Below are 14,396 nucleotides of genomic sequence, written 5' to 3'. Positions count from 1 at the left end.
CCGCACCGGGGAAGGGGGCCTCGTGGTTTACCGCCGGGGCGCGCGCCAAGGGGACGGACGGACCGGTGGCGCGCAACGACGCGCAGGCGACGCGGGCGGCACACCGGCGGCAGGGGGCGCACCGGTGGCACCGGCGGCAGCCGTCGAAAAGGACTTGCCGGGTCCCGCCGGAGGGTGCGCACGATGCCCCGTGCCCCCCATCTCCGCCGACGGCGCGACCGCCGACCTCCAGTGTCCCGGCTTTCCCCGACAACTCGCCCGTACCCATCGGTTCTCGCTGGGCGTCCCCCGGCGGTTCACCGTCTCCCCGGACGGCGAACGGGTGCTGTTCCTGCGCTCCACCCGCGGCGACGACCCCGTCAGCAGGCTCTGGCTGTACTCCGGCGGACGGGAGCGGATGCTCGCCGACCCGACGGCCCTGGACGGGGCGGAGGGCGAGGTCCCGGAGGCGGAGCGAGCGCTCCGGGAGCGGACGCGGGAGACCGCGTCGGGGGTGGTGGCCTACGCGACGGACGCGGAGGTGCGCCTCGCCGCGTTCGCGCTGGGCGGGGTGGTGTGGGTGGTGACCACGGACGGCGCGGCGCCCCGGCGGATCACCACCGCGGGTCCGGTGACCGACCCCCGCCCCTCCCCCGACGGCCGCTGGGTCGCGTACGTCAGCGGGGGCTCGTTCCGTGTCGTCGGGGTGCGCGGCGGCGGTGACCGGCTGCTGGCCGCACCGGACGGGCCGGATGTGACGCACGGGCTGCCGGAGCACGCGGCGGCGGAGTCCATGGGGCGCACGCGGGGCCACTGGTGGTCGCCGGGGAGCGACGCGCTGCTGGTGACCCGGGTGGACACCGCCCGGGTGGAACGCCGCTACCTCACCGACCCCGCCGACCCGGCACAGCCACCGCGGGTGATCCCCTACCCGGCGGCGGGCACCGCGAACGCGGACGTCTCGCTGGAGCTGATACGCCTGGACGGCACCCGGCTGCCGGTGCGGCTGCCCGCGCACGCCGACCCGGCGGCGCATCCGCCCGGCGCCTGGACGGACACCGCGTTCGAGTACCTGACGGACGCGGGCTGGGACGGGCTCGGGCCGATGGCCCGGGTGCAGACCCGGGATCAGCGGACCGCCGTCCTGCTCGCGGTCGACCCGGACACCGGCGCGAGCGAGGTGCTGCACACGGAGCACGACCCCGCGTGGGTGGAGCCGGTGCCCGGGCTCTTGGCCCGTACCGCGTCCGGTGTGCCGGTCACCGTGTGCCCCGTGGACCGCGCCGCCGGCGGGCCGGGCGCGCTGCGGATCGGGGAGGCGGTCTCCCCCGCGGGGGTGCGGGAGGTGTTCGCTGTCGACGGCGAGGATGTCTGGTTCAGTGCCCAGGAGGACCCGACCGAGGTCCATGTCTGGCGGTACGGCCCGGCGTCCGGATTCGTCCGGGTCAGCGAGGGCCCCGGGGTGCACATGGCCTCGGTCGGCGGCGGCACCGTCGTCCTGGGGAGCAGGACCGGGTCGGGGCACGAGGTGCGGGTGGTCCGTGAGGGGAAGCCCGCCGGTCGGATCGCGGTCCTCGCCGAGGAGCCGGTTCCCGCCCCCCGGCCCCGCTTCCGCACACTCGGCGCGCGCGAGCTGCGCAGCCAGCTCTTCCTTCCGTCCTGGTACCGGGAGGGCGCGGAGGGCTCCGGTCCGCTGCCGGTGCTGCTCAACCCGTACGCGGGTCCCGGCCTGCAAACGGTGGTCCGGGCGCGCACCTGGTGGAGCTGTGTCTCGCAGTGGTTCGCCGAGCAGGGGTTCGCGGTCCTGGTCACCGACGGCCGGGGCACCCCGGGCCGCGGCCGGGACTGGGCGAAGGCGGTGCACGGCGACCGGCTCGGGCCCGCGCTCGACGATCAGATCGACGCGCTGCACGCGGCGGCCGCAGAGCATCCGGCCCTCGATCCCGGCCGGGTGGCGATCCGTGGCTGGTCGTACGGCGGCTATCTCGCGGTGGGCGCGGTGCTGCACCATCCCGAGGTCTTCCACGCGGCGGTGGCGGGGGCCGCCCCGACCGACCGGCGGCTCTACGACACCCACTGGGAGGAGCGCTTCCTCGGCCATCCGGAGGTCTTCCCCGAGGCGTACCGGCGCAGTTCGCTGATCCCGTACGCGGACCGGCTCTCCCGGCCGCTGCTGCTCGTGCACGGGCTCGCCGACGACAACGTGTACGCGGCGCACACCCTGCGGCTGTCCTCGGCGCTGCTCGCGGCGGGCCGTCCGCACAGCGTGCTGCCGCTGGCCGGGGCCGGTCACCGGGTCTCCCGGGAGGAGCAACTCATGGGGCTGCTGAGCCACGAGGTGATGTTCCTGAGGAGACATGTGTGTTCTTGAGAATCTGAACGTTCCTGATCCACGAGCCGTAGAACACCAAGAACAACCGGCCGGACCTGGGCCGGGCGGGGACCGTGAAGACAAAGGAGCACGTCAGATGAGCGGATCGAAGGGGACAGCGCGGGCCGTCGGGCGCCGGACCGTCATGACCGCGATGGGGGCGGCCGGGCTCGGCGCCGCGCTCGTCGCCTGCGGCGGTGACACGGACAGCGGCGGGAGCGGCGCGGGCGACCCGTCGGCCGGCGGCAGCACGGGAGGCGGCACCGGGAGCGGCACCGGCGGCGGCGCGGAGATCGCCAAGGTGGCGGACATCCCCGAGGGCGGCGGCAAGGTCGTCGGCGCCGTGGTGATCACCCAGCCGCAGGCGGGCACGTTCAAGGCGTTCTCGTCCAAGTGCACCCATCAGGGGTGCGCGGTGAAGTCGGTCTCGGACAACGTCATCAACTGTCCCTGCCACAACAGCAACTTCGACGCCGCCGACGGCAGTGTGAAGAGCGGTCCGGCCACCTCGCCGCTGCCGGAGCAGAAGATCAAGGTCGAGGGGGGCTCGATCACACTGGCGTAGCGGGCCCGCCGGGCGCCGTGCCGTCCGCCGACATGCCATCCGTCGACGTGTCGTCCGCCGATCCGCTGCCCGCCGACGTGTCATCCGCCTGCATGTCGTCCCTCGACCCGCTGCCCGCCGCCCAGCAGGCGATGATCTCGTCGCTGGTGGCGATGGTGGCGACGAGGGCGAGGGTGTGACGGATCATCGCCGGGGTGTAGTCGGCGGGCACCCCCGCGACGGCGTCGCTCGCGACGACGGCCGTGTAGCCGAGGTTGACGGCGTCGAACACGGCGTTGGGGACGGCGACGTTCGCCGAGACCCCGGCGATCAGGAGGGTCCGGCAGCCGAGGTGGCGCAGCATCCCGTCGACACCGGTCCCGGCCAGCGGGGTGAGCCCGTGCAGCCGCCGTACGACGATGTCCCCGGCCGCCGGTTCGATGGGCGGCGCGATCCGCACGGCCGCCGTCCCGGAGTACTGCCGGACGGGAAGGCGCTCGGCGGCGCGGAGCAGCGGGGCGTTGCGGCCGGTGCCCCGGCCGTCGGGCCGCCGTTCGGCCACGGCGTGCAGCACCTGCACCCCGGCGGTGTGGGCGGCGGCGACCAGGCGGGCGACGGCGGCGAGCGCCCCGGACGAACGGGCCTCGGCGGCCAGCTCCGGCAGCGCGCTCCCCGGCCCCACCACGCCCTGCTGACACTCGACGGTGAGCAGCGCGGTAGTCGCCGGATCGATCCGCCGGGCGAGGCGCTCCCGCGCCACGGGCGCGGCCCGGCTGTCCCGGTGTGCGGTGCGGCTGTCCCCGGCGTCGGACGGCATGCGCTCCCCCTCCCGCTCCATTGCGCCGCTCCGGCGGAGCGCGCATGCTTTCGGGGCGCCTTTCTCTGACGCCCAGTCAGTTCTACTGCTCCCGGGAGGGGACCGCCATGGCCGCCGTACAGCGCCGGGGCCGCCGGATCATGATGACCCCCGAGGAGCTGGACGCCTTTCTGTCCGAGCGGCGCACCTGCCGGGTGGCCACGGTGGCGGCGGACGGGCGGCCCCATGTCAGCGCCCTGTGGTTCGCCTGGGACGGGACCTCGCTCTGGCTGTACTCGCTGGTCCGCAGCCGCCGCTGGGCGGAGCTGCGGCGCGATCCCCGGCTCGCGGTGGTGGTCGACTCCGGCGAGGAGTACGGGGAGCTGCGGGGCGCGGAGCTGTCCGGCCGCGCGGAGTTCGTCGGCGAGTCCCCCCGCACCGGCCGCCCCTGCCCGGAGCTGGAGGCCCCGGAACGCCTCTTCGCCCGCAAGAACTTCGCCCTCGACGCCATGCCCCACGACGGCCGCCACGCCTGGCTCCGGCTGACTCCGGAGGCGATCACCTCCTGGGACTTCCGCAAGCTCTCACCGCACGGGGGAGCGCCCCGCCCCCGGGCGGAGTGAGCCGCCACCCGTGCCGCGCTCCTCAGCGGACGATCCCGCCGGCGCGCGCTCCAGCAGGGACTGATCCCGTACGGCCTGACGCATCGCGGCGACCGCGGCCCGCAGCGAGGGGCGCCGTTCCGCGTCGGTGCGCCAGACCGCGTACACATGGCGCCGCATGCCGCTGCGCACGGGGACGACGGCGACCCCCTCGGGCACGGGTCCGCGGCCGAGGCGGGGGGCCACGCAGACGCCGAGCCCGGCCGCGATCAGCGCGAGCTGGGTGTGGTGTTCGGCGGCCAGATGGCCGATCCGGGGTTCGATGCCCTGGGAGCGCAGGGTGAACATCAGCCACTCGTGGCAGAACTCCCCCTCCGGCCAGGAGATCCACTCGTCGTCGGCGAACTCCGCCAGTTCGACGTCGGCGCGTCCCGCGAGCGGATGGCCCGCGGGCATGGCGATGTCGGCGGAGTCGTCCAGCAGATGCGTCTGCGCGAGGCCGCCGGGCACCGGCAGTCTCCGGTTGCTCCAGTCGAGCACCACCGCGAGGTCGAGATCGCCCCGGACGACTCCGCGCACCCCCCGCTCGGGCTCCAGCTCCTGGGTGCGGACGCGCAGGTCGGGGTGGTCCGCGCGGAGCCGGGCGAGGGCCGCGGGGAACAGTCCGCGCGCGGCGGTCGGAAAGCCGCCGATCCGCACCTCGCCGACGACCTGGCCGCTCTGGGCCTCGATGTCCGCCTGGGCCAGCTCGACCTGGGAGAGGATGCGGGCCGCGTGGTCGGCGAGCAGCCGCCCGGCGTCGGTGAGGCGGACCCCGCGCCCGTTTCTGGCCAGGAGCCGCTGCCCCACCTCCCGTTCCAACTTGGCGAGCTGCTGCGAGACGGCGGATGTGGTGACATGCAGCCCTTCGGCGGCCCCGCTGACCGAGCCGAGACGGGCGAGGGCGTCCAGGGTCCGTAGGCGCTCCAGATTCAACATGTAAGCAATGCTAAGCAAAACCCTGAACAAATTCTCGCTTGTGCTAAGAAGTTCGCAGGGGTGAGGGTGGAACGCATGACCAGCGTCCCCGCCCGCACCACCCCGCGCTCCCCCGTCGAGCGGGGCCGCCGCCCCCGCCGTGACCAGCACCCCGGTCCCGATCGGCGCCCCCGCCTCGACTGGCGTGTCCGCTTCGCGGTGCTGTCCCTGGTGTGGGGGTTCAGCTTTCTGCTGATCAAGGTCGGCACCGAGGGATACGCACCGTTCCAGGTGACGTTCGGCCGGCTCTTCTTCGGTACGGCGGTACTCGCCGTGGCCATGGCCGTACGGCGCGACCGACTGCCGCGCGGCATCCGGGTCTGGGCCCATCTCACCGTGGCCGCGCTGCTGCTCAACGCGGTGCCGTTCTCGCTCTTCGCCTACGCGGAGCTGACGATCCCGTCGACCCTGGCGGGTATCTGCAACGCCACCTCACCGCTGTGGGGCATGCTGCTCTCCCTGGTCGCGCTCTCCGAGGACCGGCCCACCCGGCGCCGGGTGGCGGGGCTCGGCGTCGGCTTCCTCGGTGTGCTGACCGTGCTCGGCGCCTGGCAGGGCTTCTCCGGGCTCGATGTCCGGGGCACGGCGCTGGCCCTGCTGGCCTCGTTCTGCTACCCGGTCGGCTGGATATACGTACGCCGGACGCTCGCGGGCCGCGAGGAGTCGCACCTCTCCCTGACCGGTGCGCAGCTTCTGCTGGCCACGGTCCAGCTCGCTGTGGTGACCCCGCTCTTCACCGAGCTTCCGTCGTCGTTCGCGCCGGTGCCGCTGCTGGCGGTGGTGGCCCTCGGCGTCCTGGGGACCGGGTTCGCCCTGCTGGTCCAGTACGGCCTGGTGGAGGAGGTCGGGCCGACTACCGCGACCATGGTCACGTACTTCATCCCGGTCATCGCCACGGCGGCGGGTGTCGCACTGCTGGGCGAGCAGTTGAGCTGGAACACCCCGGTGGGTGCCGCGATCGTGCTGGCCGGGGCCGCGCTGGCGCAGAGCCGGGGACGGGGGCGGAACAGCGGCGGCACCGTCCGGGCAGGCGGGCGGCCGGAACAGGGCCTCCGCCCCCCGAAGGGCGACCTCCCGGCGGACGGACTCCCCGGAGACGTGCGGACGGCGCCCACCACGACCGGCGCGGCGGCCGGAACCGAGGCCATGGCCCGCGCGACCGCCGCCGGACGGTCCGCCGCGAGCACCCCCGCCCAGCCGTAGGCCGCGCGACCGCGGACCACACCACCGCGGACCGGTCAGCCGTGGACCGTCCCTCCGCAGCCCGTGCGGCCACGTTCTGCACGACCGCGGCCGGAGCCCCGCCGTCGCCGGGGCCGCTCAGCCGTAGCTGCGGGCCGGCGCGGGTGCGGTGGCCACGGCGACCGCCGCGGCCACCGCGTCGATGTCGGCGGGTGACAGCCCCGAGACGGTGATCCGCACACCGGGCGGTGCCGCCATCCGGAACCGCGCGCCGGGGGCGACGGCCCACCCCTCGTGCACCAGCCGTGCCACCGCCGCCGTCTCGTCCGGCACCGGCACCCACACATTCATCCCGCTGCGCCCGTGCGCCGCGATCCCATGACCGGCCAGCGCCCGCACCAACGCCTCGCGCCGCTCCCCGTACGCGCGGGCCACCGTGCGCGGGTCGACGGCCCCCGAGGCCCAGAGCCCGGCGACGGTGCGCTGGAGCAGCCTGCTGACCCAGCCGGGCCCGAGCCGCTGCCGCCCTGCGACCCGGTCGAGGGTGAGCGGGTCGCCGGTGAGCACCGCGACCCGCAGATCGGGCCCGTACGCCTTGGCCGTGGAACGGACGAAGGCCCAGTTCCCGGTGGCCCCGGCGAGCGGGTGCAGCGGCTGGTCGACGATCCCGTGCCCGTGGTCGTCCTCGATCAGCAGCACCTGCGGATGGCGGGCGAGCACGCCCCGCAGCTCCTCCGCCCGGTCCGCCCCCACGACGGCCCCCGTGGGGTTCTGGGCGCGGTCGGTGACGATCAGCGCCCGCGCCCCCGCCGCGAGGGCCCGCTCCACCCCGGCGGTGCGGGGCCCCTCGTCGTCGACGGGGACGGGGACGGCACGGAGCCCGAGCGCCGGGACGAGGTCCAGCAGACTGTGCCAGCCGGGGTCCTCGACGGCGACGGCGTCACCGGGCCGCAGCCGCGCCGCGAGCACCCGTTCGATGGCGTCGAGCGAGCCGGAGGTGGCGACAACGGGTCCGGCGGGCACCCCGTCGGCGTCCAGCGCGGCCCGGGCGAGCCGGGCGAACTCCTCGTCCAGGGGCTCCTCGCCGTAGAGCACGGGCCGCTCGTCGGCGCGTCGCGCCACCGCGTCGAGCACCTCGCGGAGCGGCGGCAGCAGCGCCGGGTCGGGGTTGCCCCCGCCCACGTCCCGTACCCCCGGCGGCGCCCCGCCCCCGATGGAGCCGCGCGAGGTGCTGGCCGGACGGGGGCGCACCCGGCTGCCCCGGCGGCCCGCCGTCTCGATGACGCCGCGCTCGCGCAGGGTGCGGTAGGCGGCGGCCACGGTGTTCGGGTTGACGCCGAGACCGGCCGCCAGCTCCCGCATCGGGGGCAGCGACTGACCGGGCCTCAGCTTCCCGGCGCCCACCGCGCGTTCGATGTCGGCCGCGATCTCCGCTGCGCGCCGACCAGTGATCAGATACTCTCCTAGCACAAATAACATTATGCACTAGTGCAATGGAGGCCGCCATGCCGGACACCCGGACCGAATCCGCCGCCGCCCCCGCCGTCGGCACCGGCGCCTACGAACCGACCGGCCGCACCGTCCCCACCCGTTCCAGGGAACGCGCGGTGTACGACCGCGAGCAGGTGCACTCCATCCTCGACGGGGCATACCTCTGCCACCTCGGTTTCGTCCGGGACGGCGCCCCGGTGGTGCTGCCGACGCTGTACGCGCGCGTCGGGGAGCGCGTGTACGTCCATGGCTCGACCGGTTCCCGGCCGCTGCGGATGGCCTCCGGGGCGGACGGGGAGGCCCCCGGTCTCCCGGTCTGTCTGACCGTCACCCACCTCGACGGGCTGGTGCTGGCGCGCTCCGCGTTCCACCACTCCGTCAACTACCGCTCGGTCGTCATCCACGGCACCGCCCACCAGGTCGTGGACCCCGGGGAGCGGCGCGCCGCCCTCGACGCCCTGGTGGACGCGGTGGCGCCGGGCCGCTCCCGGGACTCCCGCCCGCCCAACGCCCGTGAGCTGGCGGCGACGGCCGTCCTGCGGCTGGATCTGGAGGAGGTCTCGGCGAAGGTCCGCACCGGCCCGCCGGTCGACGACCCGGAGGATCTGGACCTTCCGTACTGGGCGGGGGTCGTGCCGGTGCGGACCTCGTACGGGGCCCCGGTCCCGGCGGACGACCTCGACCCGGCGACCGGGACCCCGGGGTATCTGCCCGCCGGTTGACCCGCCGCCCGGCCGCCGGGCCCGTCGAGCACACCCCGTGCGTCCCCTCCGCACGGCACCGGGCCGCGGAAGGGGACGCACGGGAGGGATGTCAGCGCCGTGCGGCCCGGGTCCGGCGCCCCGGTGCCGTCTCGGCCCAGGCCAGTCCCGTGACCGCCGTCAGCAGCAGGGCGGTGCCGAGCACGGTCGCCGGGGTCAGCCGCTCCCCCAGCAGGGTCACCGCGATCACGGCGGCGCTCACCGGCTCCAGGAGCATGACCACCGACACGGTGGCGGCCCGGACGCGGGCGGCTCCCGCGAAGTAGAGGACATACGCCAGCGCCGTCGGGACCGCCGCGACATACGCCAGCAGCAGGACCACGCGGACCGTGTCCCCGGAGCCCGGCAGCAGCCCCTCGGCGAGGGCCGGGGGCAGCATCGCGACCGCGCCGATCACGAAGGACCACACGGTGGTGACGAGCGGGTCGGCCCCGCCACGCGGGCCCGGTCGGCGCGCGAGCAGCGTGGTCACCGCGTACCCGGTGGCGGAGAGCAGCGCCGACGCGATCCCGGCGGGCCGGACCGTACCGCCCTCACCGCCCAGGACCAGGACGGTGAGACCGCAGAGCGCCCCGCCGACCGCGAACACACCGCCCGCGCCCAGCCGCTCCCCCAGCGTCAGCCGGGCCCCCAGCGCGATCAGCAGCGGACCCGCGCCCAGGGTGACGACGGTGGCGACGGCGAGGCCGGTGGCCTCCACGGCGGCGAAGTACCCGCCCTGGAAGACGGTGAGGCCGATTCCGGTCCCGAGCATCCGGACCGTGCGGCGGCGGCGCGACCCGGCCGCGGCGGGCGCCCCGGCCCCGCCCAGGGCGGCGGAGCCGGCGACGGCGCGCGAACGCCGTGCGCGCAGGGCGAGCACCGGCAGAAGCAGCAGCAGGGCACCGGCGCAGCGCCAGAACGACAGGGACAGCGGCCCGAGATCACTGGCCCGGAAGACCAGCGAGGCGGCGGCGCCCGCGGTCCCCCAGGCGATCCCGGCGACGACCAGACAGAGCAGGCCGCGTCCGGCGGAGAGGGGCGCGGCGGCCCGTGCGGACACAGCGGCAGCCGAGGGCTGCGAGGAATGCGACACGAGAGGTCTCCGTGAGAAGAACGGGAGGATGAACGCTCGGCTCCGGCGTGCGGGCAGCGCGCATCAACCCGGGACGCCCCGGGCCCGTCTTCGTCAACGGCAGACCGCCCGCGCTAGGCGGCAGGCGGCGGGAGGACAGTCGAATGCATGATCGGCACTCTACGGTCCGGCGGCTTCGGCGGACAACTTCCCTCCGGGCGCCCGGCCTTCCGCCGCCGACGGCTCGGCGGTCCGGCCGGCACGGGAGTCCGCCCGCCGCCGTGTCCGCGCGGACCTCCTCGGCGCGGAGGAGCGTCCCGTCGCGGCGCGCGGCGGGACGTCCTCCCGCGCGGGCGCGGGAGGCCCTTCAGGTGCGTACGCGAGGCACATCCGCCGGACGGTCCGCCGATCCGCCCTCCGGGCCGTCCGCACGCTCGTCCACCGCCGACGCGTTCACCGCCAACGCGCGCTCCGCCGACACGCCCTCCGCCGACACGCCCTCCGCGGACCCGGGCCGTACCGGCGTGCCCGAGGCCACCGGCTCCGACGCGGGGGCCTTCGGCGCCTGCGACTGGGCGATGAGGGCCCCGAGCAGCACCAGGGCGCCGCCCAGCAGTTGCGGCAGCGACAGGTGCTCCCGCAGCAGCACCCAGGCCAGCACGGTGGCGATCACCGCCTCCAGACAGGCGACCACCCCCGCGACCTGCGGGGACAGTGAGCGCACCGAGACGACTCCGGTGATGTACGCGAGCACGGTGGCGATCAGTACCACCCATCCGAGCAGCAGCAGCGCCGGGACGAGCCTGCCCGTGTCCCCCACGGCGACATCCTGGGCGAGCAGCCCGAAGTCCAGATTCCAGGGCCGGGCGACCACCGTCAGCACCAGCGCGCCGACCAGGAGGCCGTACGCGATGACTCCCAGCGGATCGGCCGGTTCCGTCCCGTCGGCGCCATGGTCCGCCAGGATGAAGTAGCACGCCTGGCAGCACGCCGCGCCCAGCGCGAGCAGCAGCCCGAGGGGGTCGAAGCCCAGCCCCGACCAGACCTCGACCACACAGGCGAGTCCGGTGACGGCGAGCACCACGCCGACGGCCGCCGCGCGGGTGACCGGTCGGCGCTGGACAAAGCGGATCCAGCCGAGCACCAGGGCCGGGCCGAGATATTCGACGAGCAGGGCCACCCCGACAGGGATGCGGGATATGGAGGCGAAGTAGAACGCCTGGACACCCGCGACGGCGAGCGTCCCGAACCCGAGAAGCAGTGCGGGCCTGCGGCGGAGCAGCGCGCGATGGCGCCAGGCGAGCGGCAGCATCAGCAGCGCGGCGCCGGTGACCCGCAGCCACACCATGTGCAACGGGTCGACGCCCGCCTCGATCAGCGGTTTGGCCGCGACCCCCGATCCTCCGAACGCGAGCGCTGAGACCAGGGCGATCCCCAGGCCCCTGTTTCTTCCCTGTGACCCGTGCATCGGCACATCATGACAGCACGCCGTCAGGACCGTAACCCCTTCAGGGTGCTGGCTTACGCACCGTCCCCGGGCCCGTTCTCAGGGCGCTTCGGCGCGCCCGCCGAGCCGGACCGTGTCGGCTCCCGCCCACCGCAGCACCTCCACCGCGCGGCAGCCGCCGTCCGCCGCCAGGGCACGGAGCAGATCCTGCCCGGTGGCCCGCCGGGCGCCGCGCGACTCCGCGTACGCCAGTGCCCCTTCGAGCGCGCCGACGGCGGCGGGTGAGACACCCCGGAGGACCGGGCGTCCGCCCGGCGTATCGGCACGGGCCCGGGGCGCCCCGCCGCGAGCGGACGCCGCCGTACCGGGACCGGGCACCGCCGCCGCTCCACCGCCCGGGGCGGCCCGCAGCGCCCCGCGGTCCTCCACCGAGCCCCGCCAGCGCAGCCCGTAGCCGATGCTGCGCTGGGCGAGATAGCCGAGGACCCTGGCGAGCCGGGGGCCGGGGCCGAGGACGGCCCGTACCTCGGCATCCGCCTCGATGAGCGAGTGCAGGAGGTGGGCGGTGTCGATCTGCCGGTCGCCGTCGCGCACCGCCCTGCGCCGGGCCGCCGTCACCACCGAGACCAGCTCGGCGGTGAGTCGTGGATCGTGAGTCGTGGATCGTGAGTCGATGTCGAGACGGACGTCGCTGCGGACATCACTGCGGATGTCACTGTGGATCTCTGCGGGCCTGACGGGCGGTTTCGGCATAGGGAGCTGCACATCTCCCACCTCATCAGGGACAAGCACCCTTTACATCCCCGTAGAGGTCTATGTCCACCTCCCACGCAAGGTGGGCACCACCGCCGGACAATCCTCCTTACGGAGGAGAACCTCAGCCCCCCTCTTTTTCTGACGGTCCGTCAGTCTTGAGTTCTCCACCGGCGGCGGCTACCTTCCGCGACATCGCGACACATGGCCGCGACACCGTGGCGGCAGGACCCGACAGGGAGGGGTGGCCCTATGGCCGAGGTCAGCGCGGAGGCCAGGATCGCAGCGCCCGCGGCGGAGATCTGGGCCCAGCTCACCGACTTCAGCGGCCACCACCGGTGGAGCAGCACACACACCGGGTTCCCCGGGGGCGGACCCGCCACCCTGGAGTCCGGGGCCCGGTACCAGGAGAACATGCGCCTGATGGGCTTTCCCGCCGAGGTGACCTGGACAGTCGTCGAGTACGAGCCGGGCCGACTCCTCGGGATCACGGGCCAGGGCCCCATGGGCGTCACACTCCGCAACCGCTATGCCCTCATCCCCGACGGGGACACCACCGTGGTGCGGATCGAGGGCGAGTTCACCGGCGCCGCCGTGTCGCTGATGGCCGCGAAGCTCACCCAGTCGGCGACGGCGGCGCTTGAGGAGTCCCTGCGCAGGCTCGCGGCGCTGCCCGAGCTGACCCGCTGAACACCCCTCCCGCTCCCGTCGATTCCGCTCAGCTCTCGTCGGCGAGGATCAGATAGAGCTTCTTCCGGGCCTCGCCGATCACCTCGACGGCCTTGGTCCGCTGCTCGGGGCTGCCCGTCTTCCAGACCTGGCCGAAGGCTTCCATGAGGCCCCAGCCCGCCTGCCGGACCTCGTTGAGCGCGTCCCAGTCGACCGTGCGCCCGGCCTCCTCCCACGGGGCGTCCGGACCGGCCTCGGCCTCCTGACGTCCCGCGTCGGTGAGGGTGAACAGCCGCTTGCCGCCGTCCGCGGCGCTCACGATCAGCCCCTCGTCCTCCAGCATCTGAAGGGTGGGGTAGACCGATCCCGGACTGGGCTTCCAGGCCCCGCGGCTGCGCTCGCCGATCTCCTGGATCATCTCGTAGCCGTGCATCGGCCGGTCCTTCAGCAGGGCGAGGATCGAGGCCCGCACATCGCCGCGCCGCGCCCTTCCCCTGCCGCCGCCCCGGCCGTGCCCGCCGCCGCCGAAAGGCCCGCCGAAGGGCGGCCCGAACGGCCCGAACGCGCCACGGCGCCCCTCGAAGCCACCACGTTCCCCGTGGCCGGGCCCGCAGCGACCGCGCCCGAACTCCTGCTCATGTCCATGGGTACACATCACGACACTCCTTCCATCGTGGATCTTGATCTGTCGCGATACCTCAAAGATATATCGGAATAGCTCGTCCGACAAGCGTCGCCCATCGGTATGCGGTCCAGTCATCGCGAATTGGCTTTTTCCCCGGCGTCGGTCCGCTCGCTAGCGTCGGGCACATGCGCATCAGAATCGTCGACGCCTTCACCGACACCCCGTTCACCGGCAACCCCGCCGCCGTCGTACTGCTCCCCGACGCGACGGCGTTCCCCGAGCCCGGCTGGCTCCAGGACGTGGCCCGCGAGGTCAATCTCTCCGAGACCGCCTTCGCCCACCCGCTGCCCGCCGGAGGCGACGCCGACTGGGCCCTGCGCTGGTTCACCCCCGCCGTCGAGGTCGACCTCTGCGGCCACGCCACCCTCGCCACCGCGCATGTCCTGCACACCAGCGGCATCGCCGGCGGCACGGTCCGCTTCGCCTCGCGCTCCGGCGTCCTGCGGACGACCGCCCATGAGGACGGCGCGATCACCCTGGACTTCCCCACGTCCCCGCTCACCCCGCGCCCGACCCCCGAGGGGCTGGCACAGACGCTGGGGGCGCCGGTGGTCTCGGCGCACGACACCGGCCCGCACCTCGGCGATCTGCTGGTGGAGCTGGCGGACGAACGGACCGTGCGCGACCTCGCCCCGGATCTGCGGGCGCTGACCGCGTACGCCGCTCGCGGTGTCGTCGTCACCGCCGCCGCCGAACGGCCGGACCTGCCGTACGACTTCGTCTCCCGCGGGTTCTTCCCCCGGGCCGGGATCGACGAGGACCCGGTGACGGGCAGCGCCCACACCGCGCTGGCCCCGTTCTGGTCGGCCCGGCTGGGCCGCGCGGAGCTGACCGGACTTCAGGCGTCCGCACGCTCCGGACTGGTCAGGACCGAGCTGGCCGGAGAGCGCACCCTGCTCGGCGGACGAGCGGTCACCGTCGTCGACGGCGAGCTGCTGACCCGTCCCTGACCCCGGGGCCCCGGGCCTCCGACCGGCCCCGCCATCCGCGTGCCCGGACCTCGATATCCCCGGGGTCCGGGCATGAAGGGCTCAGGACAGGCCCG

Annotated in this window: 14 protein-coding genes; 7 read left to right on the top strand and 7 right to left on the bottom strand. The window is 74.7% G+C overall.

The genetic code is table 11. The features are described from left to right. The first annotated feature begins 190 nt into the window (after positions 1–190). Positions 191–2,350: a S9 family peptidase gene (locus CRV15_RS25260; protein ID WP_003959653.1), complete on the top strand. Its 2,160-nt coding sequence runs from the start codon at positions 191–193 to the stop codon at positions 2,348–2,350. Positions 2,351–2,447: 97 nt separating this feature from the next. Further along, a complete protein-coding gene (locus CRV15_RS25255) occupies positions 2,448–2,915 on the top strand; it encodes a Rieske (2Fe-2S) protein (protein ID WP_003957179.1) in 468 nt (155 codons plus the stop codon). Here the strand turns inward: CRV15_RS25255 and CRV15_RS25250 are convergent. Further along, the gene (locus CRV15_RS25250) at positions 2,902–3,711 is read right to left on the bottom strand and encodes an isochorismatase family protein (RefSeq protein ID WP_003959655.1); all 810 of its coding nucleotides are present in this window, start codon (positions 3,709–3,711) and stop codon (positions 2,902–2,904) included. The two genes, CRV15_RS25255 and CRV15_RS25250, sit on opposite strands and share 14 nt — an antisense overlap. Before the next feature lie 107 nt (positions 3,712–3,818). On the opposite strand from CRV15_RS25250, the gene CRV15_RS25245 reads away from it, so the two are divergent. After that, complete coding sequence (locus CRV15_RS25245) at positions 3,819–4,313, top strand: pyridoxamine 5'-phosphate oxidase family protein (protein WP_003957177.1); 495 nt, start codon at positions 3,819–3,821, stop codon at positions 4,311–4,313. Here the strand turns inward: CRV15_RS25245 and CRV15_RS25240 are convergent. Next, positions 4,275–5,270 carry a LysR family transcriptional regulator gene (locus tag CRV15_RS25240; protein ID WP_003957176.1) on the bottom strand — a complete coding sequence of 332 codons (996 nt, stop codon included), beginning with the start codon at positions 5,268–5,270 and terminating at the stop codon, positions 4,275–4,277. The genes CRV15_RS25245 and CRV15_RS25240 overlap by 39 nt on opposite strands. Positions 5,271–5,345: 75 nt before the next feature. Here CRV15_RS25240 and CRV15_RS25235 point away from each other — a divergent pair, with 75 nt between their 5' ends. Further along, entirely contained in the window at positions 5,346–6,512 is a 1,167-nt protein-coding gene (locus CRV15_RS25235) for a DMT family transporter (RefSeq protein ID WP_003957175.1), read from the top strand. A 117-nt stretch (positions 6,513–6,629) separates the two neighbouring features. On the opposite strand, the gene CRV15_RS25230 is transcribed toward CRV15_RS25235, so the two are convergent. Further along, positions 6,630–7,961, bottom strand: coding sequence for an aminotransferase class I/II-fold pyridoxal phosphate-dependent enzyme (locus tag CRV15_RS25230; RefSeq protein WP_044977324.1), 1,332 nt, complete (start codon positions 7,959–7,961; stop codon positions 6,630–6,632). A 35-nt stretch (positions 7,962–7,996) separates the two neighbouring features. On the opposite strand from CRV15_RS25230, the gene CRV15_RS25225 reads away from it, so the two are divergent. Then, positions 7,997–8,704, top strand: a complete 708-nt coding sequence (locus CRV15_RS25225; protein ID WP_009995443.1) for a pyridoxamine 5'-phosphate oxidase family protein — start codon at positions 7,997–7,999, stop codon at positions 8,702–8,704. Positions 8,705–8,795: 91 nt separating this feature from the next. Here the strand turns inward: CRV15_RS25225 and CRV15_RS25220 are convergent, their stop codons facing one another. The 3 genes from CRV15_RS25220 to CRV15_RS25210 form a co-directional block, all read right to left on the bottom strand. Then, on the bottom strand, positions 8,796–9,785 hold the full coding sequence (locus CRV15_RS25220) for a DMT family transporter (RefSeq protein WP_029182839.1): 990 nt from the start codon (positions 9,783–9,785) through the stop codon (positions 8,796–8,798). A 379-nt stretch (positions 9,786–10,164) separates the two neighbouring features. Continuing rightward, a complete protein-coding gene (locus CRV15_RS25215) occupies positions 10,165–11,265 on the bottom strand; it encodes an EamA family transporter (RefSeq protein ID WP_003957171.1) in 1,101 nt (366 codons plus the stop codon). A 78-nt stretch (positions 11,266–11,343) separates the two neighbouring features. Next, the gene (locus CRV15_RS25210; RefSeq protein ID WP_003957169.1) at positions 11,344–11,997 is read right to left on the bottom strand and encodes a Clp protease N-terminal domain-containing protein; all 654 of its coding nucleotides are present in this window, start codon (positions 11,995–11,997) and stop codon (positions 11,344–11,346) included. 252 nt (positions 11,998–12,249) lie between these two features. Between CRV15_RS25210 and CRV15_RS25200 the strand changes: the two genes are divergently transcribed. Next, positions 12,250–12,687, top strand: coding sequence for a type II toxin-antitoxin system Rv0910 family toxin (locus tag CRV15_RS25200; RefSeq protein WP_009995444.1), 438 nt, complete (start codon positions 12,250–12,252; stop codon positions 12,685–12,687). A 28-nt stretch (positions 12,688–12,715) separates the two neighbouring features. Here the strand turns inward: CRV15_RS25200 and CRV15_RS25195 are convergent, their stop codons facing one another. Next, the gene (locus CRV15_RS25195) at positions 12,716–13,321 is read right to left on the bottom strand and encodes a PadR family transcriptional regulator (RefSeq protein ID WP_003959661.1); all 606 of its coding nucleotides are present in this window, start codon (positions 13,319–13,321) and stop codon (positions 12,716–12,718) included. Between the two features lie 155 nt (positions 13,322–13,476). Here CRV15_RS25195 and CRV15_RS25190 point away from each other — a divergent pair, with 155 nt between their 5' ends. Then, positions 13,477–14,301, top strand: coding sequence for a PhzF family phenazine biosynthesis protein (locus CRV15_RS25190; protein WP_003957166.1), 825 nt, complete (start codon positions 13,477–13,479; stop codon positions 14,299–14,301). Positions 14,302–14,396: the final 95 nt, after the last annotated feature.

Origin of the sequence: Streptomyces clavuligerus (assembly GCF_005519465.1) — a bacterium.
Classification (GTDB): Bacteria; Actinomycetota; Actinomycetes; order Streptomycetales; family Streptomycetaceae; genus Streptomyces; species Streptomyces clavuligerus.
Note: the sequence above shows the minus strand (reverse complement) of the source record. Positions and strands in the feature narration are given on the sequence as shown.

Coding starts and splice junctions, on each gene's coding strand:
- CRV15_RS25255 (WP_003957179.1), top strand. CDS start 2,448: ATGAGCGGATCGAAGGGGACAGCGCGGGCCGTCGGGCGCCGGACCGTC.
- CRV15_RS25250 (WP_003959655.1), bottom strand. CDS start 3,711: ATGCCGTCCGACGCCGGGGACAGCCGCACCGCACACCGGGACAGCCGG.
- CRV15_RS25245 (WP_003957177.1), top strand. CDS start 3,819: ATGGCCGCCGTACAGCGCCGGGGCCGCCGGATCATGATGACCCCCGAG.
- CRV15_RS25240 (WP_003957176.1), bottom strand. CDS start 5,270: ATGTTGAATCTGGAGCGCCTACGGACCCTGGACGCCCTCGCCCGTCTC.
- CRV15_RS25235 (WP_003957175.1), top strand. CDS start 5,346: ATGACCAGCGTCCCCGCCCGCACCACCCCGCGCTCCCCCGTCGAGCGG.
- CRV15_RS25225 (WP_009995443.1), top strand. CDS start 7,997: ATGCCGGACACCCGGACCGAATCCGCCGCCGCCCCCGCCGTCGGCACC.
- CRV15_RS25215 (WP_003957171.1), bottom strand. CDS start 11,265: ATGCACGGGTCACAGGGAAGAAACAGGGGCCTGGGGATCGCCCTGGTC.
- CRV15_RS25210 (WP_003957169.1), bottom strand. CDS start 11,997: ATGCCGAAACCGCCCGTCAGGCCCGCAGAGATCCACAGTGACATCCGC.
- CRV15_RS25200 (WP_009995444.1), top strand. CDS start 12,250: ATGGCCGAGGTCAGCGCGGAGGCCAGGATCGCAGCGCCCGCGGCGGAG.
- CRV15_RS25195 (WP_003959661.1), bottom strand. CDS start 13,321: ATGTGTACCCATGGACATGAGCAGGAGTTCGGGCGCGGTCGCTGCGGG.
- CRV15_RS25190 (WP_003957166.1), top strand. CDS start 13,477: ATGCGCATCAGAATCGTCGACGCCTTCACCGACACCCCGTTCACCGGC.